The sequence below is a fragment of the Gammaproteobacteria bacterium genome (assembly GCA_029882975.1).
GTDB lineage: Bacteria > Pseudomonadota > Gammaproteobacteria > SZUA-152 > SZUA-152 > JAJDNG01.
On sequence record JAOUJW010000006.1, the window covers coordinates 149483 to 169804 of the forward strand.

The window sequence follows — 20322 nt, forward strand, 5'->3', positions numbered from 1 at the left end:
TAACATTGGAGGGAAGGGAAATGAGTCAAAAGGAAAAAAGTGATAAGTACTCTGCTATTTTGGTTCAAGGATGGATGGCCATGTTTACCATATATATTGCCAACCTGGTGATGGATATGGTTCGTTGCAATGTGATGGATCAATGCTCAACCTGGGCATCGCACATTGGACCGGGCGGTTTGGTGGTTATTACGATTGTAATGTTTATCTACGCTGTTATGCCCTTGTTGATCAAACTGATCAGCTCACTTTGGTTTCGATATGTAGCGGTTGGTATCACTGCGTTCATTACTTTGTTCTACGTGGCGCATGAGCTTACTCATTTGGTCGCCGGTGATAAACCCTTTGGCATCGCCCATACCCTGGATATTACCCATCACATTGTGGGTGTCGGTATGATAGTAGTGGCAACGCTGTGGGCCAAAAGCGCCAAGAAGGAAGAACAACCCATGCAAAGTGGAGTGTCAGTACCGCTGCAGGCTTCCAGTCAGGCAGGCTAAACCCTGGGTTTGGGGTCTGTTCTGTCGGGGTAGATGGGGTTAGTAAAAATGGACTGTGAGGGATTTATGGAAAATATAATGGACGAATCAACACATCAAGATTTATTGCAGCACTACGATGTGATTATTATTGGAGGCGGTTCCAGTGGTTCCGTCATGGCTAATCGTTTGAGTAAGGACATTTCTCGCAAAGTGTTATTGTTGGAGTCCGGCCCTGAACAGCCTCAAACGGATGGTGTAAAAGCAGCAGTTCGAAACGGTAATCAACCTGCTGTTATGCCGGGTCTGAATTGGAAAATCCGTACCTACATAAAAGGTGAAGCAACTAAAAGCGATTCCACTGCTCCATCAGGCCGGAAACACGCCAGTATATTTGACTACGAAGCCGGTCGTTTGCTGGGTGGTTCCTCAGCAATTAACGCAGTACAGGCTCTGCGGGGCGCCCCTATAGATTTCGACGAGTGGGCGCAAGACTGTGGTCAAGAGTGGTCCTGGAATTCCGTTCTACCTTATTTTCGTATATTGGAGGATGATCCTCAGGGCGATGAGGTTTTACATGGCCGCGGCGGTCCTATGCCGATTCGTCGGGAGCGCCGCGAGGATCTTACTTTGCTGCAAAATTCACTGTACGAAGTTTGTTTGGATCACGGTTTTTCAGAAACACCGGATCACAATGATCCGGAGACGACCGGTGTTGGCGTAATACCCAAAAACGTGGTGGACGGTGTGAGGATGTCAACCGCCATGACCTATTTGCAACCGGCTCGTAAACGGGAGAATCTGCACATACTCACCGGTGCACATGTGCACAAACTCATTATAAAAAACCGTAAATGTGAAGGGGTTCTGGTAGAACGAGGTGGGGAGTTGCGACCACTCACCGGGGAACGCATTGTACTGTGCGCCGGAGCGATGAATACACCACCGATATTGATGCGTTCGGGTATTGGTAATCCCCGTTTGCTTCAGCCCATGGGGATTGACGTGTCTGTACCGTTAAGCGGTGTTGGTGAGCATCTCATGGATCATCCTGTTGTGGGTATATGGGGAATTCCCAAACGCGATACCTGTGAGGTGGGCGAACCCTTGCGACAAACCTTACTGCGATACAGTTCCAGTGATTCAGGTTACGAAAACGATATGCATATTTGCATGATGGCGGGTATTGACGTGGCGCATATGTTTCCCAAGCTGGCTGCTTCATCCAGTGCTACAACTATTGCCGGCCTGACAACCTGTTTTAATAAATCCACCTCAGGAGGATATGTGCGGATTCGTTCCGCCGATCCTTATGAAGCGCCCAATGTAGTGATAAATTGTCTGGCTGATAAAACCGACGTGGCTCCACTAAAGGAAGGTGTGCGTATTGCCTGGGATCTAATGCAGTCTCCCCGGCTTAGGCAACGTTTTGACAAGGTGTTGGCTTGGTCCGACGGTATGATTCAGTCTGATATGGCTTTGAATCAAGCGATTAACTCATTTGTTCGTCCCAGTGCTCACGCCTGCGGCTCGGCAAGGATGGGAAGTTCGCCGGACAAAGGAGCTGTGGTCGATGCTAAAGGTAAAGTCTACGGTGTGGACAATTTATGGATCGCGGATGGTTCAATCATGCCTATGATACCCAGCTCTCCACCCCACCTGACCTGTTTGATGATTGCGGAGAAACTGGCTGCCGAACAGTGTTTGCATTAGGCGGCGCCGGCACCACCGTACTTAATGACGCGAACGTTAAGTGAAACACATAGAGTCGATAAAACCAATTGGGATGGGAAATATGTCAGTAAAGGAAATACAAGCGGGTGCTTGCCTGCGCCTATTACGGAAGTCAGTAAATGCAGATGCGCGTTTGATCTGTTTTCCATGGGCCGGGGGAGGGGGGAGTTTTTACAGGCGTTTTTCGGCTGATATTCCGCACAATATGGAGCTGTGGTCAATTCAATATCCCGGTCGGGAAGACCGCTATTCAGAGCCGCTTTGTAACCGTATGGAAACACTAGTGGAACATATTGTTACCGATTTGAAATATTTGAGTGACAAGCCCATGGTATTTTTTGGACACAGCATGGGAGCTCTGGTGGCTTATGAAGTAGCAGCGATGATGCAGCAGCGCTTTCGTCGCGAACCGGAGCTGCTGGTGGTATCCGGTTCCGGTGCTCCGGGATACGATCGGACTTATGTCCGCTGTCGTTGGGATGAAAGCGATGCGGTATTCATGGAGGAATTGCGGCGCTTGGGTGGAACGCCGGCTCCAATTCTTGAAGACAGTCAGTTGATGCAGTCTTTGTTACCGGTGATTCGTGCCGATTATGAGATTTTGGATCATTACGAAGCGACTCCGGAAGGCAAGTTAAACTGTCCCGTGATTTTTTGTGCCGGTAAAGATGACCACAGTGTGTCTGAATACTCACCCATCGCTTGGAGACGTCACAGTTTGGGAGTTTTTCAAGAACACTGGTTTGAAGGAGATCATTTTTACTTGTATGACCGAACGCCGGAACTGGTTAAAGAGTTGAGCGATTGGATATTTGGTTGTCGAGAGCAAAGCAGGAAAATTAGAAAGATTGTTATTTAATCACCAGAGTCCGTTGATGTTCCCGGGCTACAGTGGAGCACAGGACGCTACAAACTACTGACAAGGAGTGCGAAGAAATGAGAAAGGCTACTGTAATGAAAGTTATGCTAACATTGTTATTGTTGTTACCAAGCTTGGCGTTGGCTCATACCGAGGACGATGGCAACGGTTTTATTTCCGGTCTGCTACATCCCATATTTGGATATGATCATTTACTCGCCATGCTGTGCGTGGGGATTGTCAGCGCGCAGTTGGGAGGAAGGAATATATGGGTCATCCCCACACAGTTCGTGGCCTTTATGGTTCTGGGTGGTGTGCTTGGTGCTAATGCAGTGTTGTTTCCTTTTGTTGAAGTGAATATTGCCTTATCGGTTGTATTATTGGGTTTGGCTATTGTTTTTGCTAATAAAAACAGAAGCGTCATACCCATTATGTTGTTTGTTGCATTTTTCGGTACGTCGCACGGTTATGCCCATGGAGTGGAAATGCCCGGCTCGGCCAGTCCCGTGTTTTACTCCTTCGGCTTTGTTGTCAGTACCAGCTTGATTCATTTGTTGGGGGTCGCTATCGGCCATTTTTTCATCACCAGCCAGAAACTGCATCAGGGGTTGACTTATATTGGTGCAACGGTTTCCGCTGCCGGTGTGTTTATTTTATATAGTGCAATGGGTGCAGCTTAAGATGACAAATGTTGTTTCAATTTTGGAAAACGCACTGGGTGCATTGACCGTTGAGGTTATTAAACGGCCATTGTTAACGATATGGTTAACTCTTACCATGGTCGTTATTTTTGCCGCGGGTGCATCTCAAATCTATATTGACGTTAGCAATGAGTCATTGTTTCGGGATGATGACCCCACATTGAAACAATATCAGGCATTTCAACGGCAGTTTGGCCGGGATGATGCCGTCATTGCCGCCATTAGCTCCAAATCGGTTTTCAGTGCTGAGTTTTTCTCAAAGCTGGAATCATTGCAAAGGGACCTCGAAGCTGAGGTCCCTTTTCTGGATCTCGTTACCAGTTTGGTTAGTGTGACATCCATCAGCAGCAAAAACGGTGATGTGCTGATAGATGATCTGCGGGAATTATGGCCAACTGATGCAAATAAGTTTCCAGCTTTCAAACAGGAAATTATTAAGAATCCCTTGTACCGGAATCTGATTGTTTCCGAGGACGGTGAAACTACTTTGCTGATCATTCAGGCAAATGCGTATGCATCGGATATGGATAGTAAGGTTTCCTTCAAAGACAAAATCGTCAATCTGCATGATCGGTTTATGGATTTCATGGCAGGCCGTTCGCAGGAGAAAAAATCCCAAGCTGAGGCACCGTCGCCGAAGTCCTCCCCATCCAGGTCTCTGAGTGGTGAGTTGGACTTGGGGATGTTACCGGAAGAGGTGAAAACCGCCGGTGGTTTTGCGGGAGGCACAGAATCTGAGCAAAAAGTGTTGAAGCCCTTAACGGCGTCTCAGCTCAGCCAATACATGGATGCAGTGGAGAGAGTTATCCAGCGGCATCAATCGGAACAGTTCAACATTCGTCTGGCCGGTGGGCAGATGATTGATGCGGAACACAAAAAATCGATTCATGTGGACCTGGCAATGTTATTACCCATCGCTTTTATAGTGGTGTTTATCGTGCTCTACATTGTGTTACGACGAATATCCGCCGTGTTGTTATCGCTGATGGTGGTTATCATGAGTTTGCTGGCAACCATCGGTTTCATGGGCTGGATAGGGTCACCTATTACGCCGGTGGCGGTTGCGCTTCCTCCACTGTTATTGACAATTGGTGTCGGGGATTCGGTGCACCTATTGGGGTATTTTTATTCACACTTGAGTAAAACACAGAAAGTAGAGCAGTCTATTGTGTATGCGGTGAAGCGTACCGGTGTTCCTATCGTGTTTACCACGCTCACCACAGCTGCCGGATTTATGGCGTTTGTAGTATCGGACATTAAGTCGATATCCAGTTTCGGCTTGCTTGCGGCGTTTGGTGTCAATATGGCGTTGTTAATCAGTATTACCATGGTGCCGGCAGTGTTGATGCGCATGAAAATAACCGAAACCCCGGGTGCCTTTGAGCGCCGTTGGCATAACTACGCCCGTTTCATGACCGCCTTGACCCGCTCCAGTATGCGACGTCCCAAAACCGCTATCGTCGTTACCGTACTGTTGATCGCCGGGTCCATTCCGGGGGTGATGCAGTTGAGATTTTCTCACGACGTGCTGAGCTGGTTTCCCCAAGACAGGCCGGTAAGAGTTAACACTATCGCAGTGGATAAAGAGTTTCACGGCAGTATCCCTTTAGAGGTGGTTATTGATACCGGTACGGTAAACGGAATTTACGAACCGGAATTTATGCAAAAACTGGCTCAATTTCAGCAGTTCGCCCAAGGTTTGGAAGATGAGCATATAGACATGGGTAGAGCAACTTCCATCGTAGATACGCTGAAACAAATCCATCTCACCATGTCCAACGGAAATCCCGCGAAGGAATTGCCGGATAATCGAAATCTGGTGGCTCAGGAACTGTTGTTATTTGAAGGCAGTGGCGCGTCGGACGTAGCCAAACTTATCGACAGTAATTTTTCCAAAGCTCGGGTTACGGTGCGCATGTCCTGGGCGGATGCCGTGAACTATGTGCCGGTTCGAAATCAGATCGAGCAAAAAGCCAAGGAGATCTTTTCCGGGACGGCCACTGTCAGCGTGACCGGTTCCATTGATCTGGTCAGCAGAAGCCTGGTGGGTGTAATGCAAAGTATGAGTTCCAGCTATCTCATTGCGGCCTCGGTTATAGCTCTGATGCTGATATTGTTGACCCGAAGCGTGCTCTACGGTCTGGTGGGCATGATTCCCAACTTTTTACCGATTATTATCACTTTAGGTATCATGGGTTACGTGGGCTATCCCATCAATATGTTTACGGTGTTGCTTGGTGGTATTGCTCTGGGGCTGGCCGTGGATGACACCTTACACTTTATGCACGGGTACCGCTATCATCGACGGGAGCGTGGCGAGAGTGTGGAAACCGGAATACTCAATACAGTGAACATGGCCGGCCCGGCGTTACTGTTTACAACACTGGCCATTAGCCTGGGTTTTTTCCTGTTCACTATGTCCACCATGGACTCATTGTTTTACTTTGGCATATTTTTGGGGTTGACCTTGGTCAATGCGCTTATCGCAGATATCGTGTTAGTGCCCGCATTGCTGAAATTTATGGATCGTACACCGGTTTCTCAAATAACATCGGGACAGTCGTCTATGGGTAATTCGAATCTGGCACAGGAATCGAATGCGGCCGGTATAGGGCAGAATCATCAATAGGAAAAAGGGATTATTATGCTTTGCAAAGTAAATATAACGGATCTGGTAAAGTCAGGGTTTGTATTGATGACATGTTTTCTTGCGGTGAGCCTTGCTCACGCGGCTGATCCCAGCGCAGCGCAAGTAATGAAGCAAGTGGATGAAAGATATCAGGGTGATACCAGAAAGCAAAAAGGTATACTCACTCTCATCGACAAGAGTAAGAATAAGAGGGTGCGAGAGGTCCATGAATGGATGAAAAAATTTGGCAGCGACGAAAAAGTCTTTACGCGTGTGATATCGCCGTCGGAGGTAAGTGGCACCACTATTCTTTCTTACGAATGGCAACAACGCAGCAAAGATGACGAGACCTGGCTCTATCTTCCGGAACTGCGCAAGGTAAAGCGTTTGGCCACTACGGATAAGTCCTCCTATTTCTTAGGCAGTGATTTTACCTATTCGGATCTTAGCGGTATAGACGTAGATGACTTTACTTACCGTTTCGATGCTGAGAACGCCAAAATGGCGTCACAGGGTACCTGGGTGATAATGGCGGAGCCGGTTCAGGACCGGCTTAGCCAGGTCTTGGACGAGACCGGATACACAAAAATCAAATACTGGATAGACCAGGAGAAAAAAGTCATTGTAAAAGCCAAATACTGGCTTAAGGATGGAGGAAAAATTAAATATTTTACCGCCTCTGACCTGGTGCTAAAAGACAAAGTATGGGTGACTACAAAGGCACAAATGGTAATGACTCAGGGTGGGCATTTGCAACATGCCAGTATATTCGAAATAAAGGATGTGGTTTTTAACAGCAGTATAAAGGATGAGATTTTTACGACTTATGCGATGGAACGACAAATTAACTAATAAACGAGTAAAGACGTTCATTGGAGCGTTGCTTACAATCCCGGTCTTAGTCGTAAATACCACCGCTGTGGGCGTAGAGACTGATGCGGCAAAGACAGAAGAATTCTTCGGAATTATCGATCTTTCTGAGAACAAAGTGGTGACCGAAGCCAAGAAGAAGGAGACGGGAGTCACCGCGGGTGAATCCTGGTCCATCAAAGGCTATGTTAAGCAACGTTACGCCTATTCTCTGGAACAGCCGGTTTCAGCGAGCACTCGCAGAGAAAGTGAGGGCTTGTCACAAGTCAGGACTGTGTTTGATGTGAGTCTGGAAGGTAAGTTGTATAACACACTGGAATACCGCCTAAATGGCTATCGCAGTGAAGACAACTACGCCACCTGGGATGACGGCTTTGAGTGGCGCGAAGCCTACATAAATTTTCCTGTAGGAAATCGTCTTTGGCTGAAAACAGGCAGGCAAATTGTCGCCTGGGGTCAATCCGATTTTACCCAGATTCTGGATCAAACCAATCCCAGGGATGTTCGTGAGTTCGGTTTGGTGGAAGCTGAGGATATTCGTATACCGGTAGCGGCCACAAAACTGAATTTTGTGGGAAACCGATGGGGTGTCGATTTGGTTTTTACTCATGAGTATCGTTCCAATCGTATGGCCGCGCAAGGAGATGATTTTGATCCGTATGTGGTGTTACGTGGCAACTTCTATATAGATGACGGTCGAGAACCGGAATTGGATGACCCGGAGATTTTGTTTCGAAGCTTTTTTTCGTTCAGCAAGGGCGATATAAGTTTTATCTACGCCGATGTGTATGATGATAGTCCGGTCTTGCGCATCACAGGCCCGGGTCAGATGCAGCGGTACTATAATCCCATTAAAGTCGCCGGTGTTGGTGCCAATTGGATTGAAAACCAATGGTTGTTCAAAACAGAGTTGGCGTATAAGAAGGATGTGGAAATACTTCGCAATAATTTCGCAGGAGGCCGTGTTACTGAAACCGGAGCCAAATGGGTGGCAATGCTGGGCGCGGAGTACACAATCAACGGCGATGCCGGTTTAGCCTTGGAATATCTAATGGAGCAGATTCAAGACTATTCAATACAAATGCGTCCCGAGGAAAGCGAAACATCTTTTATTTTATCAGGAAGGTTTGAATATCTGCGCGATCTGGCCACCCTCACACTGGCTTGGGGGCATTGGGAGGAAGGCAAGAGCGATATATACCGGGTCACTTTCGATTACGATGTTGCTGATAACCTGGAACTGTCTGCCGGTTATCTCGTCTACCAGGCCGAAGAGCCCGGATCACTACTATACAGTTTTCGCAACAATGATCAGTTCAGCGTGGGTTTGCGTATGGGCTTGCAGTAAACGAATATAAAACAGCTTTCGGTAGAAAGACAAAGGCCGAATTCGAGGAACTTGTCATTCAGGGATAGGATATGAAATACGATTATATAATAGTGGGAGCCGGTTCTTCAGGGGCCGTATTGGCATCACGGTTAAGTCAGGACACCGGTTGTAATGTGTTGCTGGTGGAAGCCGGTAAGGACTATTCCAATACGGATGACATGCCGGAGGAGCTGAGGGCAGCCCATGAAGCAGTCATCGGTTCGCACAACTGGCCGTTTAGAGCTCAAGTCAGGCAAGCAGCGGTCAGTGCCACTCTAAAAGGTGCAAGTGCGGTTTTTTCCGCAAGCTCAAATCAATCTCGGCTCAATATGGCCAAAGCGGCTATTAAATCCACCTTGGACCGAAATTCCTGCCTAACTCAGTTTGTTTACCCAATGGGTAAAGTGGTTGGGGGCGGGTCCGCCATCAATGGCACCTTGGCACTCAAGGGTGCCGCAGATGATTACGATGAATGGGCTCGATTGGGTAATAGTGAATGGTCTTGGCAGCGAGTGTTGCCTTATTTAAAAAAACTGGAGCATGACCTGGATATGCAGGGGCCTGAATACGGAAACAGTGGTCCTGTTCCGGTACAGCGCACACCTTACGAGAAATTGCATGCAGTACAGAAAGAATTTTTTGACAGCTGTTGTAATCTGGGTTTTACACAGGTGGATTTGAATCGATCTGTCCCGGGAAATGGAGTAGCCAGTATTCCCCGCAATATTTGCAACGGCCAACGCGTGTCAACGGCTGTTGCTTATTTACGCGAAGTTAGAGACCGCCCAAATCTGACTCTATTAGCGGAAACCTGCGTTAACAAACTTGTGTTTGAAGGTAACCGGGTGAGTGGCATAGAAGTCACAAATCAGGGTATTACTCATCAGTATAGAGCAGATCGGGTGGTTTTGTGTGCAGGTACGATCAATACTCCCGCCATACTGATGCGTTCCGGTGTAGGGCCGGGCGAGATTTTGCGTTCACTGGGAATACCCATCGTCCAAGAGTCCCCCGGAGTGGGTAAGAATCTGACGGACCATCCTTCAGTAGGAATTTGGATGGTGCCCAAGGAAGGTGTGTGCAGCTTTGGAGAAGACGCACACCAAGTCATGTTGCGTTACAGTGCTCCAGGATCACAGTATCAGGATGACTTGCAGCTGTATATGGTCAATTCGGTGGATACCCGAAAAATTCCCGAATTGAACACGGCTTTGGGCAGTGATATGGGTATGTCCATTACCACGGTGTTGGGTAAGCCACTGTCCCGAGGCAGTGTGGAAATCGTCAGTACCCAACCCGATTCCAATCCGAAAATTTGCCTGAATTGTGCCGTGGAAGAATCGGACATGGAACGCTTGAAATCCGGTATAAGAAAGGCCTGGGAAATACTCAATCACTCAAAGCTGCGCAGTCACGTTCAGCGAGTGTTTGCATGGAACGATCACATTATTAATAACGACAAACTGCTGCGGGAAACCATTTCCACGTTTGTTCGGGGTTCTTGGCATCCTGTGGGTACGGCAAAAATGGGACCGGAGAACGATCCCATGGCAGTGGTGGATCAAAAAGGAGCCGTATACGGTTGTTCCAACCTCTATGTTGCGGATGCTTCCATCATGCCCACTATACCCAGAGTTCCGACCAATCTTAGTTGTATTATGCTGGGTGAAAAAATCAGTGATCAACTCATGCAATCAGCTCATGAAGTGGACGAGCCGGAACAGTCGCAAGCTCCACTGGTATATGCGGAATACATTTAAACTCACGAGAACAAAAGGGATGCTATGTTACTCATATTGAAATCGCTGCGTCAGACATTCATTTGGTTTGTCATATTTGTACCGTCGCTTATGGCTCAGACACTGGATACGCAAGAACGAAACTTAACAATTCATGTCGGTAATCTTCCGGACGATACCGGTATGGTGGTGGCGCGACTATTTCGCCCCGGTGATGATATATTTAAAACACCGTTTAAAGTGATAAAGTCACACTCATTTGCGAAGCAATCCACGCTGGTTTTTCGCGACTTGGAGTTCGGTCAGTACGCAGTTGTGGTGTTTCAAGACAAGAACGCCAATGACGACCTGGATCACAATTTTCTAAACCTGCCGGCGGAGCCCATTGGTTTTTCCAACAATTTCACCTTAGGTGTCTTCTCCGGGTTCCCCAGTTTCAATAAACTCAAAGTCAATTTTGACCCGGAGCATGAGTCTTATCAAATAGATGTGCATTAGAGTAGAGATTGTTGGTCGCGGGTATTTGTTGGCAACTAAGGAATGCATTAGACCTTGGGACATTCGCAGGGTTGACTTTATTCGTTTGGGGGCTTGCCGGTTCGTGTGGCATGATCATTGAACCCGGATAAGCGTTGCAGGATAAACTGCAATTCCTGTTCGCTGATGTTGATATATTCAAGCACCCGTCCATAGAGCATAACCGTAGGCGCATTGCGACCGCTCAACTCTTTCTGCAACTTATGAATGCAATACAGCACTACACGTTCTTTTCGCGTCAGGCCATCGCGCACGTCAGGAATATTGTCAAAGTCGCTCGGTTTCATAGACATTCGGTTTCATAAAAGTGTAGGGTCAGCTCCGGGGCTCGATATGCATTGATCGTGTCGTCGCCATAATAGTCCTGGCGGCGTTTTAACCGCGATGTTAACGGTAATTAACAATAGAAAGTTAATTACCTAGCGTCAACACAATAAGAGGGTTAAAATTCACGTTCCATCGCATGTCAGCCTCATTGCGTACCAGATCCCGGAGAGAATCAATTGTGGAAATATCACGCACCATTTGTCGGTATTAGAACATCTGGAGTTTTGCTAGACTGCGACTCTATTCAACTGACCGCCGGAAAGGAATTTATATGCTTCAGAAAAATCAAAATGCACCGGAATTTTGTGTTCCGAATCAACGCAATGAGACTATCTGTTTGTCCGATTTTAAAGAAGCTAAGACGGTGGTATTGTATTTTTATCCTAAAGATGACACGCCGGGGTGTACCATTCAAGCCAATCAATTCACGCAACTGGCCGAGGAATTCGCTGCCGTTAACACGGTGGTATTGGGTGTGAGCAAAGACTCATGCGACAGTCACCAGGCATTCATTGATAAGTTTAACCTGAAAATTGACTTATTGGCAGACACCACAGGTGAGTTGTGCGAGGCATACAATGTCTGGCAGGAAAAGGAAAAAAACGGCGAGAAGAAAATGGGAATTGTGCGATCCACTTTCGTCATCAGTCCCGAAGGCTTAATCGTAGCGGCCCAATACGGTGTCAACGCAGAAGGGCATGCGCAGCAGATTTTGGAAATGATTAAGACCTCTTAGTGGCTTGTGATGATAAAAAGAAGCCGGTTTTTAGCCGGCTGCTTTTTTAGACTGCAGCATTTCGGTTGATTCGTGTACTTGACGAGTAACTTCCTGATACAAAACCGGAAGATTGCTGGAAAACAACTCTGATACATTCAGTACCGGAATAGTTTTACCGGACTGAACAAAACTACTGACAGCGAGGGTTTGCCAAATCAGATCCTCGGGCATAGGGCAGGCTTGCTCCTCCGCCACCATAGTGAGTACGGGAGCGGAGCGCAGGCCCAGAGCGGCATATTGTAACGTTTGTCCTTCCTGTTCTTGAAAGGCCAGTACCATTGCGCCCGTATAGCCTGTGGGCTGTGATTCACCCGGATGAGTGAAATAAGCCAGATCGATGACAGGGATGAATTTCTCGCGCCATTTCAGCATGCCGGGGCAAAAATTCTGTTGTAATGGGAGCACCTCAAGCGTCGGTGCATAAATGTACTCGGCCATGTGATGATTACCGACGGCGATGTACTCTTCCCGCTTAAACGGCAGCAGCCAGGCTCTAATTTCAGGCATGAGCGACCTCCAACTCGCTTAAATAGAATGCCAGTTCTCCCGGTGCGCTCGCGCTGATCATTTTCTCCATATACTGTCCCATGCGTCTTAGCGGGGAGTTTTCTTGTATGGAAAAGTCGGGAATATCCTGCAACATTAAGTCATCATCCGCAGCGAGCATAGTGATCTGATCGCAGACCAAGCCGATCATGTTGTTTTGGTGGGATAGCAGAATGCAAAAGCGTCTCTGCTCGGGTAACTCGGAGTCTAATTCCATGCGGTGATTTATATTATACACCGGCCACTCACGGTCGTTGTATTTTAGTCGGCCTACTTGAACAGACTCATGATTTTTTGTATCGAGCGCTGCAATCAGGGAAATGAATTTGGCGTCTTTCTTGGGGATGGCAAAATCCAGTCTGCCCAATTGCAATACCAACCAGCCGGGCGCTTGATGAATTTGTGTTTCAGTCTGCACGGTATTCATGCTGCTCTACTCACCACCGAACTTAAGCGTGAAAGCAAGTCGCTTTCGTGATAAGGCTTGGTTAAGTATACATCTACTCCTGCCGCCTCAGCCTGCACCCGGTGTTTCTCACTGGAGCGCGAGGTGATCATAATGACCGGTATCTGCCTGGTGCTCTGTTGTGATCGCAGTCGGGCCGTCAGTTCTAACCCGTTCATGCGAGGCATTTCCATGTCAACTAACAAAACATCGGGGACTTTCCTGTTGATTTGCTCAATGGCTTCCATGCCGTCAATGGCAGTTCTCACATCGAAACCGTCATCATGCACCAACTGTGACAATGCGGTACGAACACTCAAGGAGTCATCAACAATCAGAATGTCCGATGTTTTACGTTCAAAACTCGGTTGATCGGTTTGAGCGCGGGAGACTGTACTTTGGCCTATGGATTTTTCCTCCAGTAAATCCAACATGTCCAGGATCGGTACCACACGCCCATCACCCAAAATGGAAGCACCGGATACGCCATTGATGTTGCGCATGTATTTTCCAAGACCTTTGATGACCAGGTCACGTCCACTGACCACTTTGTCTACGACCAATGCTTCTTTGCCCTCAAGCGTTTTAACCAATATGACGGGACGTTCGTCATCGTCCAGCGCCAGTCCCTGAGCGCCATGGCCTACACCCAATAGCAAATCCGACAGCAGACGGGCAGGGCAGGTTTCCTTGCCATCGCGAAATGCATAACCGGTACCGATTTTTTGAATTTTTTTAGCGCCCTGAAAAACAATGCGATCCAGGTTGTCGGTGGGCAGGGCAAAGGTTTTCTGGCCCACATCGGCCAGCAGGCAGTGGGCGATACCCATGGAGAGGGGAGCCCGCAGTATAAAAGTGCAGCCTTTCCCTGACTCAGTTCGAATATCGATACTGCCTTTCATTTTGGTTATGGTGTTGTTAACAATGTCCATACCGACACCACGTCCGGATATTTCCGTTACCGTTTCACTGGTGGAAAATCCGGCTTGAAGAATCAGGCGCATAGTCTCCTCGTCGGATAGCTCTTGATCGGGGGAAACCAAACCGCGTTCAATGGCCTTGGAGCGAATGAAAGGCAGGTCCAGTCCGGCACCATCGTCCTGGCATTTTATAACCAGAAAGTTACCGTCTCGGGCAAAACTCAAATCGATAGTGCCCGTTTCCGCTTTGCCCAAATGGACTCTTTCCTCGGGGGATTCCAAACCGTGATCCACGGCATTGCGCAAAATATGTTGCAAGGGATCGATAATCAAATTTACCATTTGGTCATCAAGCATGACATTTTGGCCGTGGATATTGAGTTGAACAGGCTTATGGAGTGAGTCGGTAGCCTTGCGAACGGCTCGTTGCAGGCGGGTATTCAACGTGCTGGCAGGCACCATGCGTGCGGTCATGAGCTGGTCGTGCAGCTCATTGTTAATCAATGCTTGCTGGTTTACGGTTGTGCCGATTTCCGACAAATTGTCCAGTACCTGGATACCCAGCATTTGTAAGTCCGCAATGGTTTCTATGACTGTATGCACGCCACTGTGCAGTTCACTGTATTGGTCCATCTCCAGTGGGTCAAAACCGCTGTTGACCACACCCACGCGGGATTCGATTTCCCGTTGACCCGCTGCGACACCTTGGGTGGATACCAGACGTTCCAGATCGTTGGCGCGGTGCCACAGTATATTGTGGCGTTCCACCAATTCTCTAAGTACACTCAAGCTCTGTTGCAGACGTTCCTGTACATGACCGCGGGAAATGGCCATTTCTCCGGATAAACGTTGCATTTCTTCCACGGATTCGGCCGATACCCTGACTTTGGCGTCCACCTGCGGGGTACTGAGTGGTTGGAATTGTGCGCTTGGGTTATGTGAGTCCTCAGCCGGGGATTCCTGTGTTGCTGACATAGATGAAACAAAAGAGTATTCCTTTTCAAACTCGCCCTTGTCGATGGCGTTGGCCACATCCAGCACCTGTTGTAGCACCGACAAAGCATGTTCGGGTGGGGAGCCAGTGCCCAGTAACGCCTCAAACATCATTTCCAGACAATCGGCTACATCCAGCAGCAGTCGGTTAATGCTCCCTTTAGGCAGCATACCGTTGTCACGTAAGTACTGCAGAATATCCTCTACGTGGTGAGACAATGAGGCCACACCGCGAACACCCACGGTATTGGCTTCACCTTTTAAGGCATGAATAACCCGTCGGGCTTCGTCAATGGCTTCCACTCCGGCCCGGCCGTTTTCTATGCCCTGGATCATAGAGGAGTAGTGCATAGCTTGAAGCGGTCCTTCAGTAAGAAACGCTTCCACCAGTTCCTTGTTAATGTCGTCTTCCAACTGCAAGGCGATATCTTCCATGGTGGCTTCTATCTGGCGCGACTCGGTTTGTTCGATGTCTTCCGGTTCTTCGCTGATGTCTAAGAGTTTTTGCTCCAGTGAGCTGGCCAGCTCTGACTCCGGTGCCATGGGCCACTCTGCGTGAAAACAGTGTTGCGCCAGGGCACGACATCGTGCTTTGTCCTTTGGCGTTGCCAGATAGTCCAGCATAAGATCGGGCCACTGGGCAAACAAGTCCAGATTGGTACTGCCGATGTTTTGCGGACTGAGCACGGAGAGGTTGGTTTCTATATGCCGGCAGACCCACTGCAAGCCTGCCAGATTCAACAGCCCCGTCACATCACTGATGCGCTGCAATTGCTCGTGATAGGTTTCCACGCCTTCTTGAAAAGCGTTTTCATCTCCTGATACGATTTCAGACAAGGCCGTCTGAAAGACCGGGGAAGAGTCACTGAGTTCGTCCGACAAAACAACAAGTATTTCCGGCGATGGCATGATATTAACTCGCTTCTTTCATTTTTACGGGCTGTGCTGATCTCATGGGCACCACGTTTTCCGGTAACTCGAAAGCAGCTACCGCACTGGCCAGTTCCTGACCCAGCGCTTCCAATCGCGATACGGTGGACTCGGTTCTATCCATTTGCTCGGCCGCCTGTTCGGTAACCTCACCACCTTTGACCACTTCACCGATGGCTTTGTCCATGGCGGAGATGGTATCGCTGGTTTCCACCTGAATATTGCTGACCAGTTTTGCGATTTGTTCTGTTGCCCCTTTGGAGCTCTCAGCCAGTCGTTGCACCTCGTCGGCCACCACCATGAATCCGCGGCCCGCTTCACCGGCTGCGGCCGCATGCATATTCGCGTTCAAAGCCAGTACGTTGGTTCGTTCAGCGATATTATCGATCAATTTAATGATACCGCCGATTTCCTGAGAACGTTCGCCCAAACGTTTGATGCGTTTTGCGGTCTCTTGAATGGTACCGCGTAATTCGCTCATACCCTTGGCAGCACCAAGAACGGTACCTTTGCTCTGTTCGGTATTGTGTCTTACCTCACTGGAGGCGTGTATCAATTGTTGGGAGGCGGCATCCACATTACCCAGTGTTTTGGCAATGCCCTCTGACATATTATTAATCGCATCCCCCAATGCGCCGGTGATATCCTCATTCACCGGAGCTTTGGAGTTCAGATTACCTCGGCCTAGTTTGGAAACGGCGCGTACCAGGGCAATGATGGAGTTGTTGAGCATTTCGTTTTCTTCTTCGGTTTTCATAAATTTACCGCGATCTTCCAACATGGTGTTGAAGGCGGAAGCCAGAGTACCGAATTCGTCTTTGGAGTGCAGGTCTACACGTACACTGAAATCACCTTCGGCCATTTTTCCTACCGTGTTTTGTAGCGCATCCAAGGAATGGTTAATCAGTTTTCTGACTCGGAACAGCATGGTTCCCGCTGCAACCGCAGACAGAATCAAAATGACGCCAAAACCGATAAGTATTATCAGGTGATTGGTTTTGTGAAGTTGTTTATTGCTTGCTTGGTGTTTCTCAAGGAAACTGCGCAATTGTTTTACCAAGGGATCCGCTTGATGAATGGATTTTTCAATACTCTCGATGTCCGCATTAACAGTTTTGAAACCGCTGACCAGAGTAGCGAAATGGGCTTGATAGTCTTTCATGTTGGTTCGAATTGTGTCTTTAGCGGTCTCAGACAAAGTGCTGTCTGCTACGAGGCGATTGAATCGTCGTTGCTCAGCAGCCATTTTGCTGATGTATTCTTCGGTTTGCGTGTCTAGAAAGTTCTTCTCGAATACACGCATGGTAAGTAAGGAGGCTTTCAGTGGTGCTACACCGTCATAACGTAAATCAGCCTCCACGCTCCGGGCCGATTCGTTTAATTGGCCCAAGATTCCGCTTTTGTCATTTAGACCCAAATCGATTTGATGTTGTGCCGTGGTTTTGAACTTTTTCTGGTAATCTGAAATCGTGTCTTTAAGCTTGGCTAACAAAGCGTGCTCGCCCTCTACGTTAGTTATCTGATCCAATTGAGCAATGCTCTTAAAGGCCGAATCTAGGAAGGCGCTGTGAGTTTCGAGATATTTTTCATCTTTGTGCAGCAGAAAGTTTTTCTCCTCCTTTCTGGCATTCTGTACAGACGAAAGGGCTCTATCCGCTATAGTGGCGAATTGAATTACGCGTTCGTCCTCTTTAAAGGTATTGGTCGTGAGCAAGTCCACCGCCAAAAACGCGAGACTGATCATCACAAAGCCCGCAATCATTACACCCAGAACCTGGTTTAGCCTTTGGGATACCGTTGATCCGAGGCTAAATTTTTTGAAACCTTTCATTCGTCTTTCTCCAGTTTAGTCATACTCAGCCGTATCATGCTGTATCGATACAGTCCCACGGAATCTATGCCCAAGGGGTACGCTATATTGCGATTTCCTCAGTCAATCGTTCAAAAAAGTTTTTTATTTGGATGTCTATCCACACCAGGTCTTCGTAGTCATAGGCTGCCGTAGCCACGGGCTCCAGGCGCTGCGGTACCGGAGGCAGACTGCTCAGCTTTTGCTCGGTTGGTATGGTTTTACGTTCGGGCAGCCCTTCAATCAACAGGCCGATACTTTCGTCATTGTGACCGAAAACCAGTAAATAGGGTTCTTTACTCCGGTCTCGCTCCACGTCTAATGCCAGCGACAAATCAACAACGGGAACCAGCCCGCCGCGTATATTGACTAGACCGATCATCCAGGAGGCGGTATTCGGTATAAAATTCAGTGTCGGTAGCTTGGTGACTTCTCTGCTGCCGTCTTGCGGGTACAGTAAACCAATGTCACCAACGCGGAAACCCATTCGATGAATTACCAAATGTTTGGTTTCGCTAATGCTGTCGTGGGACGATGCAGAAGGAAGTACAAATTCACGAGTCAGCGCATCGCTCAGACTGATGTTTCCAGATGGCCTTTGATCGGCCGATGGTGCCTGGCGTGTGTCTTCAGTGTTCATCGTATCTCTCCTATCGTCCCACGACATGTAGGTTAACTATTGTGGGTTAACTACCGTTGTGGTTTAACTACAGTGCTTGCAGTTGCTCCAGGATTTGCTCGGAAGTGTAGGGTTTGGTGACATAACCGGAGGCACCCTGTTCTTCACCCCAAATTCGGTCGGCTTTTTCACCTTTGCTGCTGACCAGAACTACAGAAATATCTTTGGTAGCATCATCGGACGTGATGGCGCGGCATGCCTGAAAACCGTTCATGCCATCCATAATGACATCCATTAAAACAGCGTCCGGGTGATCATTTTTAGCAACGTTGACAGCCTCTTCTCCGGATGAGGCGGTGAGAACGGTGTATCCTGCGCTGGATACGATCTGTTGCAGGTTTTTTAAATCAGTGGTTGAATCGTCAACAACAAGCACTTTTTTTACTGACATCTTATTTCTCCTATTTGCATCACAATTGGCTTTGGGTTATGAACCCTGATGGTTTTAAAAAGTGCCTGTTCTCAATCGATTGAATTGGTTTGATGAGCTTTGGCACACACTGGGCGCTACTTTTTCTACTGCTTCAAGTAGTTTCTTGCTATTTACCGGTTTGGTTAAATAGACATTGGATCCGGACATCATTCCCCGAACTTTGTCGAAAGAGGTGTCTTTGCTGGTGAGCATAATGACCGGAATGCGTTTGGTTCGTTTGGAATTTTTGATTTGCTTGCAAATGCTATAACCGTCCATTCCGCCCGGCAGCATTACATCAAGAAAAACGATATCGTAGTCTATCTCTTCAATTTTTGTAAAAGCGTCTTTGCTATTGGTTGCGAAATCCAAGTCCAGCTCTAACGAGCTCAAAGCGACGCGAATGTGTCTTTGTACTGTATAACTGTCATCGACGATCAGAGCCCTGGGCTTTGTGGATTTAACTAAACCGTTTTTCATAAGCAGCCTCATTCAAATTGTTTGTTGAGTTTTCAGCGGCGCGGCATGCTCGCATGGGTAATATATAAGTAAGTACCGCGCTCGAATACTTTATCGTTTTTATAGGTTTTAGCTGAATGGAGTTCACTACATTGCCACACTTGGATCATAGTGGGTTATAGCTGCTTCTAAGTCTTTTCAGGCTACTCATTAGAAAGGAAATATTTATCTTTGTGACGCGGAAGAAACAATCCAATCCATACTGTTTGCTGCGTTGTAACGTGAACAGTATGTTAAAGCGGGAACTGGTTCACAGTTTACCGGCGAACAAAAATCGCTTAGCGATAGCTTTTTTGCGGTGTCATGCAGGGTAGGATAAAGGGGGGCGGGTATGTTTTGTAGCTCGATACGATCGAGGTCTGTTCCCATGCCGGAACAACAAAATGTATTCCGGTGTCAGGCGGACGTCACAAGATTCAAATACACTCCGACTGAGGTTTGCAGCAATCGGTTTGTGGTGCTGGGGCCGGCTGATTGCCCAACTTTCGGGTAACGAACAGATAGCTTGCAGGCATTAACCAGCCAGTAAAAAACACCAGCAAGCCAAAGCCTGTGTGCCGGGTAAAAGCTAAAAGCCAGAAAGCCATTGTTAAGGTGAAAACGGATAACCCCAGGATGATCTTGGTATTGTGGGGCATGGGGCCGGACCGCCGAAATAAGCCCACAACCGGTCCAAAAAACAGAATGATCAGAACGCTAAGAATTCCCCAGCCGATCAACCGATTTACCGGGTCGCGTATCTCGTCACCGCAGGCCAGGCTAAAAGCGGGTAACATGCAGATAAATAGTGCAAGTCGTCGAGTCATGGTAAGCAGGCTCCTCAAATGCATGGATGGGGAATATCATACGCACTGGAAATGAAATACCAATGACCAATTATGATGAATTCCGGCGCCAATAGCCGGACAAATGTCACAGATTGATTTGTAAGGGCTCTAGTGAGAATGTCATTTACTATTTTTAGCACCGCGTTTTAATTCAGCTGACTTTGTGGTTTGTGACATCGA

Annotated in this window: 19 protein-coding genes; 10 read left to right on the forward strand and 9 right to left on the reverse strand. The window is 47.9% G+C overall.

Annotated elements, in window-relative coordinates; all coding sequences use genetic code 11:
- Nucleotides 1-20: 20 nt before the first annotated feature.
- From OEY58_06625 to OEY58_06665, 9 genes are all read left to right on the forward strand, one after another.
- The gene (locus OEY58_06625; protein ID MDH5325119.1) at nucleotides 21-500 is read left to right on the forward strand and encodes a hypothetical protein; all 480 of its coding nucleotides are present in this window, start codon (nucleotides 21-23) and stop codon (nucleotides 498-500) included.
- Nucleotides 501-578: 78 nt separating this feature from the next.
- Nucleotides 579-2192, forward strand: coding sequence for a GMC family oxidoreductase N-terminal domain-containing protein (locus OEY58_06630; GenBank protein ID MDH5325120.1), 1614 nt, complete (start codon nucleotides 579-581; stop codon nucleotides 2190-2192).
- 82 nt (nucleotides 2193-2274) lie between these two features.
- The gene (locus OEY58_06635) at nucleotides 2275-3072 is read left to right on the forward strand and encodes an alpha/beta fold hydrolase (protein ID MDH5325121.1); all 798 of its coding nucleotides are present in this window, start codon (nucleotides 2275-2277) and stop codon (nucleotides 3070-3072) included.
- A gap of 77 nt (nucleotides 3073-3149) precedes the next feature.
- Nucleotides 3150-3752: a HupE/UreJ family protein gene (locus tag OEY58_06640; protein ID MDH5325122.1), complete on the forward strand. Its 603-nt coding sequence runs from the start codon at nucleotides 3150-3152 to the stop codon at nucleotides 3750-3752.
- A gap of 1 nt (nucleotide 3753) precedes the next feature.
- Entirely contained in the window at nucleotides 3754-6402 is a 2649-nt protein-coding gene (locus OEY58_06645) for an efflux RND transporter permease subunit (GenBank protein MDH5325123.1), read from the forward strand.
- Between the two features lie 66 nt (nucleotides 6403-6468).
- Nucleotides 6469-7254 (forward strand): outer membrane lipoprotein-sorting protein, encoded by a 786-nt coding sequence (locus OEY58_06650; GenBank protein ID MDH5325124.1) that lies wholly within the window; start codon nucleotides 6469-6471, stop codon nucleotides 7252-7254.
- The gene (locus OEY58_06655) at nucleotides 7211-8620 is read left to right on the forward strand and encodes a hypothetical protein (GenBank protein MDH5325125.1); all 1410 of its coding nucleotides are present in this window, start codon (nucleotides 7211-7213) and stop codon (nucleotides 8618-8620) included. Before OEY58_06650 ends, OEY58_06655 begins: the two co-directional genes overlap by 44 nt.
- Nucleotides 8621-8691: 71 nt before the next feature.
- Complete coding sequence (locus OEY58_06660; GenBank protein ID MDH5325126.1) at nucleotides 8692-10401, forward strand: GMC family oxidoreductase; 1710 nt, start codon at nucleotides 8692-8694, stop codon at nucleotides 10399-10401.
- Nucleotides 10402-10425: 24 nt separating this feature from the next.
- Nucleotides 10426-10878, forward strand: a complete 453-nt coding sequence (locus OEY58_06665; GenBank protein MDH5325127.1) for a DUF2141 domain-containing protein — start codon at nucleotides 10426-10428, stop codon at nucleotides 10876-10878.
- A gap of 77 nt (nucleotides 10879-10955) precedes the next feature.
- Here OEY58_06665 and OEY58_06670 read toward each other — a convergent pair whose 3' ends face one another.
- Nucleotides 10956-11204: a hypothetical protein gene (locus OEY58_06670; protein ID MDH5325128.1), complete on the reverse strand. Its 249-nt coding sequence runs from the start codon at nucleotides 11202-11204 to the stop codon at nucleotides 10956-10958.
- Nucleotides 11205-11515: 311 nt separating this feature from the next.
- Between OEY58_06670 and OEY58_06675 the strand changes: the two genes are divergently transcribed.
- Nucleotides 11516-11980 carry a peroxiredoxin gene (locus OEY58_06675; GenBank protein ID MDH5325129.1) on the forward strand — a complete coding sequence of 155 codons (465 nt, stop codon included), beginning with the start codon at nucleotides 11516-11518 and terminating at the stop codon, nucleotides 11978-11980.
- Nucleotides 11981-12010: 30 nt separating this feature from the next.
- Here OEY58_06675 and OEY58_06680 read toward each other — a convergent pair whose 3' ends face one another.
- From OEY58_06680 to OEY58_06715, 8 genes are all read right to left on the reverse strand, one after another.
- Entirely contained in the window at nucleotides 12011-12529 is a 519-nt protein-coding gene (locus tag OEY58_06680; protein ID MDH5325130.1) for a chemotaxis protein CheW, read from the reverse strand.
- Nucleotides 12522-12995 carry a hypothetical protein gene (locus OEY58_06685; protein MDH5325131.1) on the reverse strand — a complete coding sequence of 158 codons (474 nt, stop codon included), beginning with the start codon at nucleotides 12993-12995 and terminating at the stop codon, nucleotides 12522-12524. The genes OEY58_06680 and OEY58_06685 overlap by 8 nt, the downstream gene beginning before the upstream one ends.
- A complete protein-coding gene (locus OEY58_06690; protein ID MDH5325132.1) occupies nucleotides 12992-15835 on the reverse strand; it encodes a response regulator in 2844 nt (947 codons plus the stop codon). Before OEY58_06690 ends, OEY58_06685 begins: the two co-directional genes overlap by 4 nt.
- Before the next feature lie 4 nt (nucleotides 15836-15839).
- The gene (locus OEY58_06695; GenBank protein ID MDH5325133.1) at nucleotides 15840-17687 is read right to left on the reverse strand and encodes a methyl-accepting chemotaxis protein; all 1848 of its coding nucleotides are present in this window, start codon (nucleotides 17685-17687) and stop codon (nucleotides 15840-15842) included.
- An 82-nt stretch (nucleotides 17688-17769) separates the two neighbouring features.
- Nucleotides 17770-18345 (reverse strand): chemotaxis protein CheW, encoded by a 576-nt coding sequence (locus tag OEY58_06700; protein MDH5325134.1) that lies wholly within the window; start codon nucleotides 18343-18345, stop codon nucleotides 17770-17772.
- A gap of 67 nt (nucleotides 18346-18412) precedes the next feature.
- Nucleotides 18413-18775, reverse strand: coding sequence for a response regulator (locus OEY58_06705; protein ID MDH5325135.1), 363 nt, complete (start codon nucleotides 18773-18775; stop codon nucleotides 18413-18415).
- 54 nt (nucleotides 18776-18829) lie between these two features.
- Nucleotides 18830-19276 (reverse strand): response regulator, encoded by a 447-nt coding sequence (locus OEY58_06710; GenBank protein ID MDH5325136.1) that lies wholly within the window; start codon nucleotides 19274-19276, stop codon nucleotides 18830-18832.
- A gap of 455 nt (nucleotides 19277-19731) precedes the next feature.
- Nucleotides 19732-20121: a hypothetical protein gene (locus OEY58_06715; protein MDH5325137.1), complete on the reverse strand. Its 390-nt coding sequence runs from the start codon at nucleotides 20119-20121 to the stop codon at nucleotides 19732-19734.
- Between the last annotated feature and the right edge of the window lie 201 nt (nucleotides 20122-20322).

Coding starts and splice junctions, on each gene's coding strand:
- OEY58_06625 (MDH5325119.1), top strand. CDS start 21: ATGAGTCAAAAGGAAAAAAGTGATAAGTACTCTGCTATTTTGGTTCAA.
- OEY58_06630 (MDH5325120.1), top strand. CDS start 579: ATGGACGAATCAACACATCAAGATTTATTGCAGCACTACGATGTGATT.
- OEY58_06635 (MDH5325121.1), top strand. CDS start 2,275: ATGTCAGTAAAGGAAATACAAGCGGGTGCTTGCCTGCGCCTATTACGG.
- OEY58_06640 (MDH5325122.1), top strand. CDS start 3,150: ATGAGAAAGGCTACTGTAATGAAAGTTATGCTAACATTGTTATTGTTG.
- OEY58_06645 (MDH5325123.1), top strand. CDS start 3,754: ATGACAAATGTTGTTTCAATTTTGGAAAACGCACTGGGTGCATTGACC.
- OEY58_06650 (MDH5325124.1), top strand. CDS start 6,469: ATGACATGTTTTCTTGCGGTGAGCCTTGCTCACGCGGCTGATCCCAGC.
- OEY58_06655 (MDH5325125.1), top strand. CDS start 7,211: ATGAGATTTTTACGACTTATGCGATGGAACGACAAATTAACTAATAAA.
- OEY58_06660 (MDH5325126.1), top strand. CDS start 8,692: ATGAAATACGATTATATAATAGTGGGAGCCGGTTCTTCAGGGGCCGTA.
- OEY58_06665 (MDH5325127.1), top strand. CDS start 10,426: ATGTTACTCATATTGAAATCGCTGCGTCAGACATTCATTTGGTTTGTC.
- OEY58_06670 (MDH5325128.1), bottom strand. CDS start 11,204: ATGAAACCGAGCGACTTTGACAATATTCCTGACGTGCGCGATGGCCTG.
- OEY58_06675 (MDH5325129.1), top strand. CDS start 11,516: ATGCTTCAGAAAAATCAAAATGCACCGGAATTTTGTGTTCCGAATCAA.
- OEY58_06680 (MDH5325130.1), bottom strand. CDS start 12,529: ATGCCTGAAATTAGAGCCTGGCTGCTGCCGTTTAAGCGGGAAGAGTAC.
- OEY58_06685 (MDH5325131.1), bottom strand. CDS start 12,995: ATGAATACCGTGCAGACTGAAACACAAATTCATCAAGCGCCCGGCTGG.
- OEY58_06690 (MDH5325132.1), bottom strand. CDS start 15,835: ATGCCATCGCCGGAAATACTTGTTGTTTTGTCGGACGAACTCAGTGAC.
- OEY58_06695 (MDH5325133.1), bottom strand. CDS start 17,687: ATGAAAGGTTTCAAAAAATTTAGCCTCGGATCAACGGTATCCCAAAGG.
- OEY58_06700 (MDH5325134.1), bottom strand. CDS start 18,345: ATGAACACTGAAGACACACGCCAGGCACCATCGGCCGATCAAAGGCCA.
- OEY58_06705 (MDH5325135.1), bottom strand. CDS start 18,775: ATGTCAGTAAAAAAAGTGCTTGTTGTTGACGATTCAACCACTGATTTA.
- OEY58_06710 (MDH5325136.1), bottom strand. CDS start 19,276: ATGAAAAACGGTTTAGTTAAATCCACAAAGCCCAGGGCTCTGATCGTC.
- OEY58_06715 (MDH5325137.1), bottom strand. CDS start 20,121: ATGACTCGACGACTTGCACTATTTATCTGCATGTTACCCGCTTTTAGC.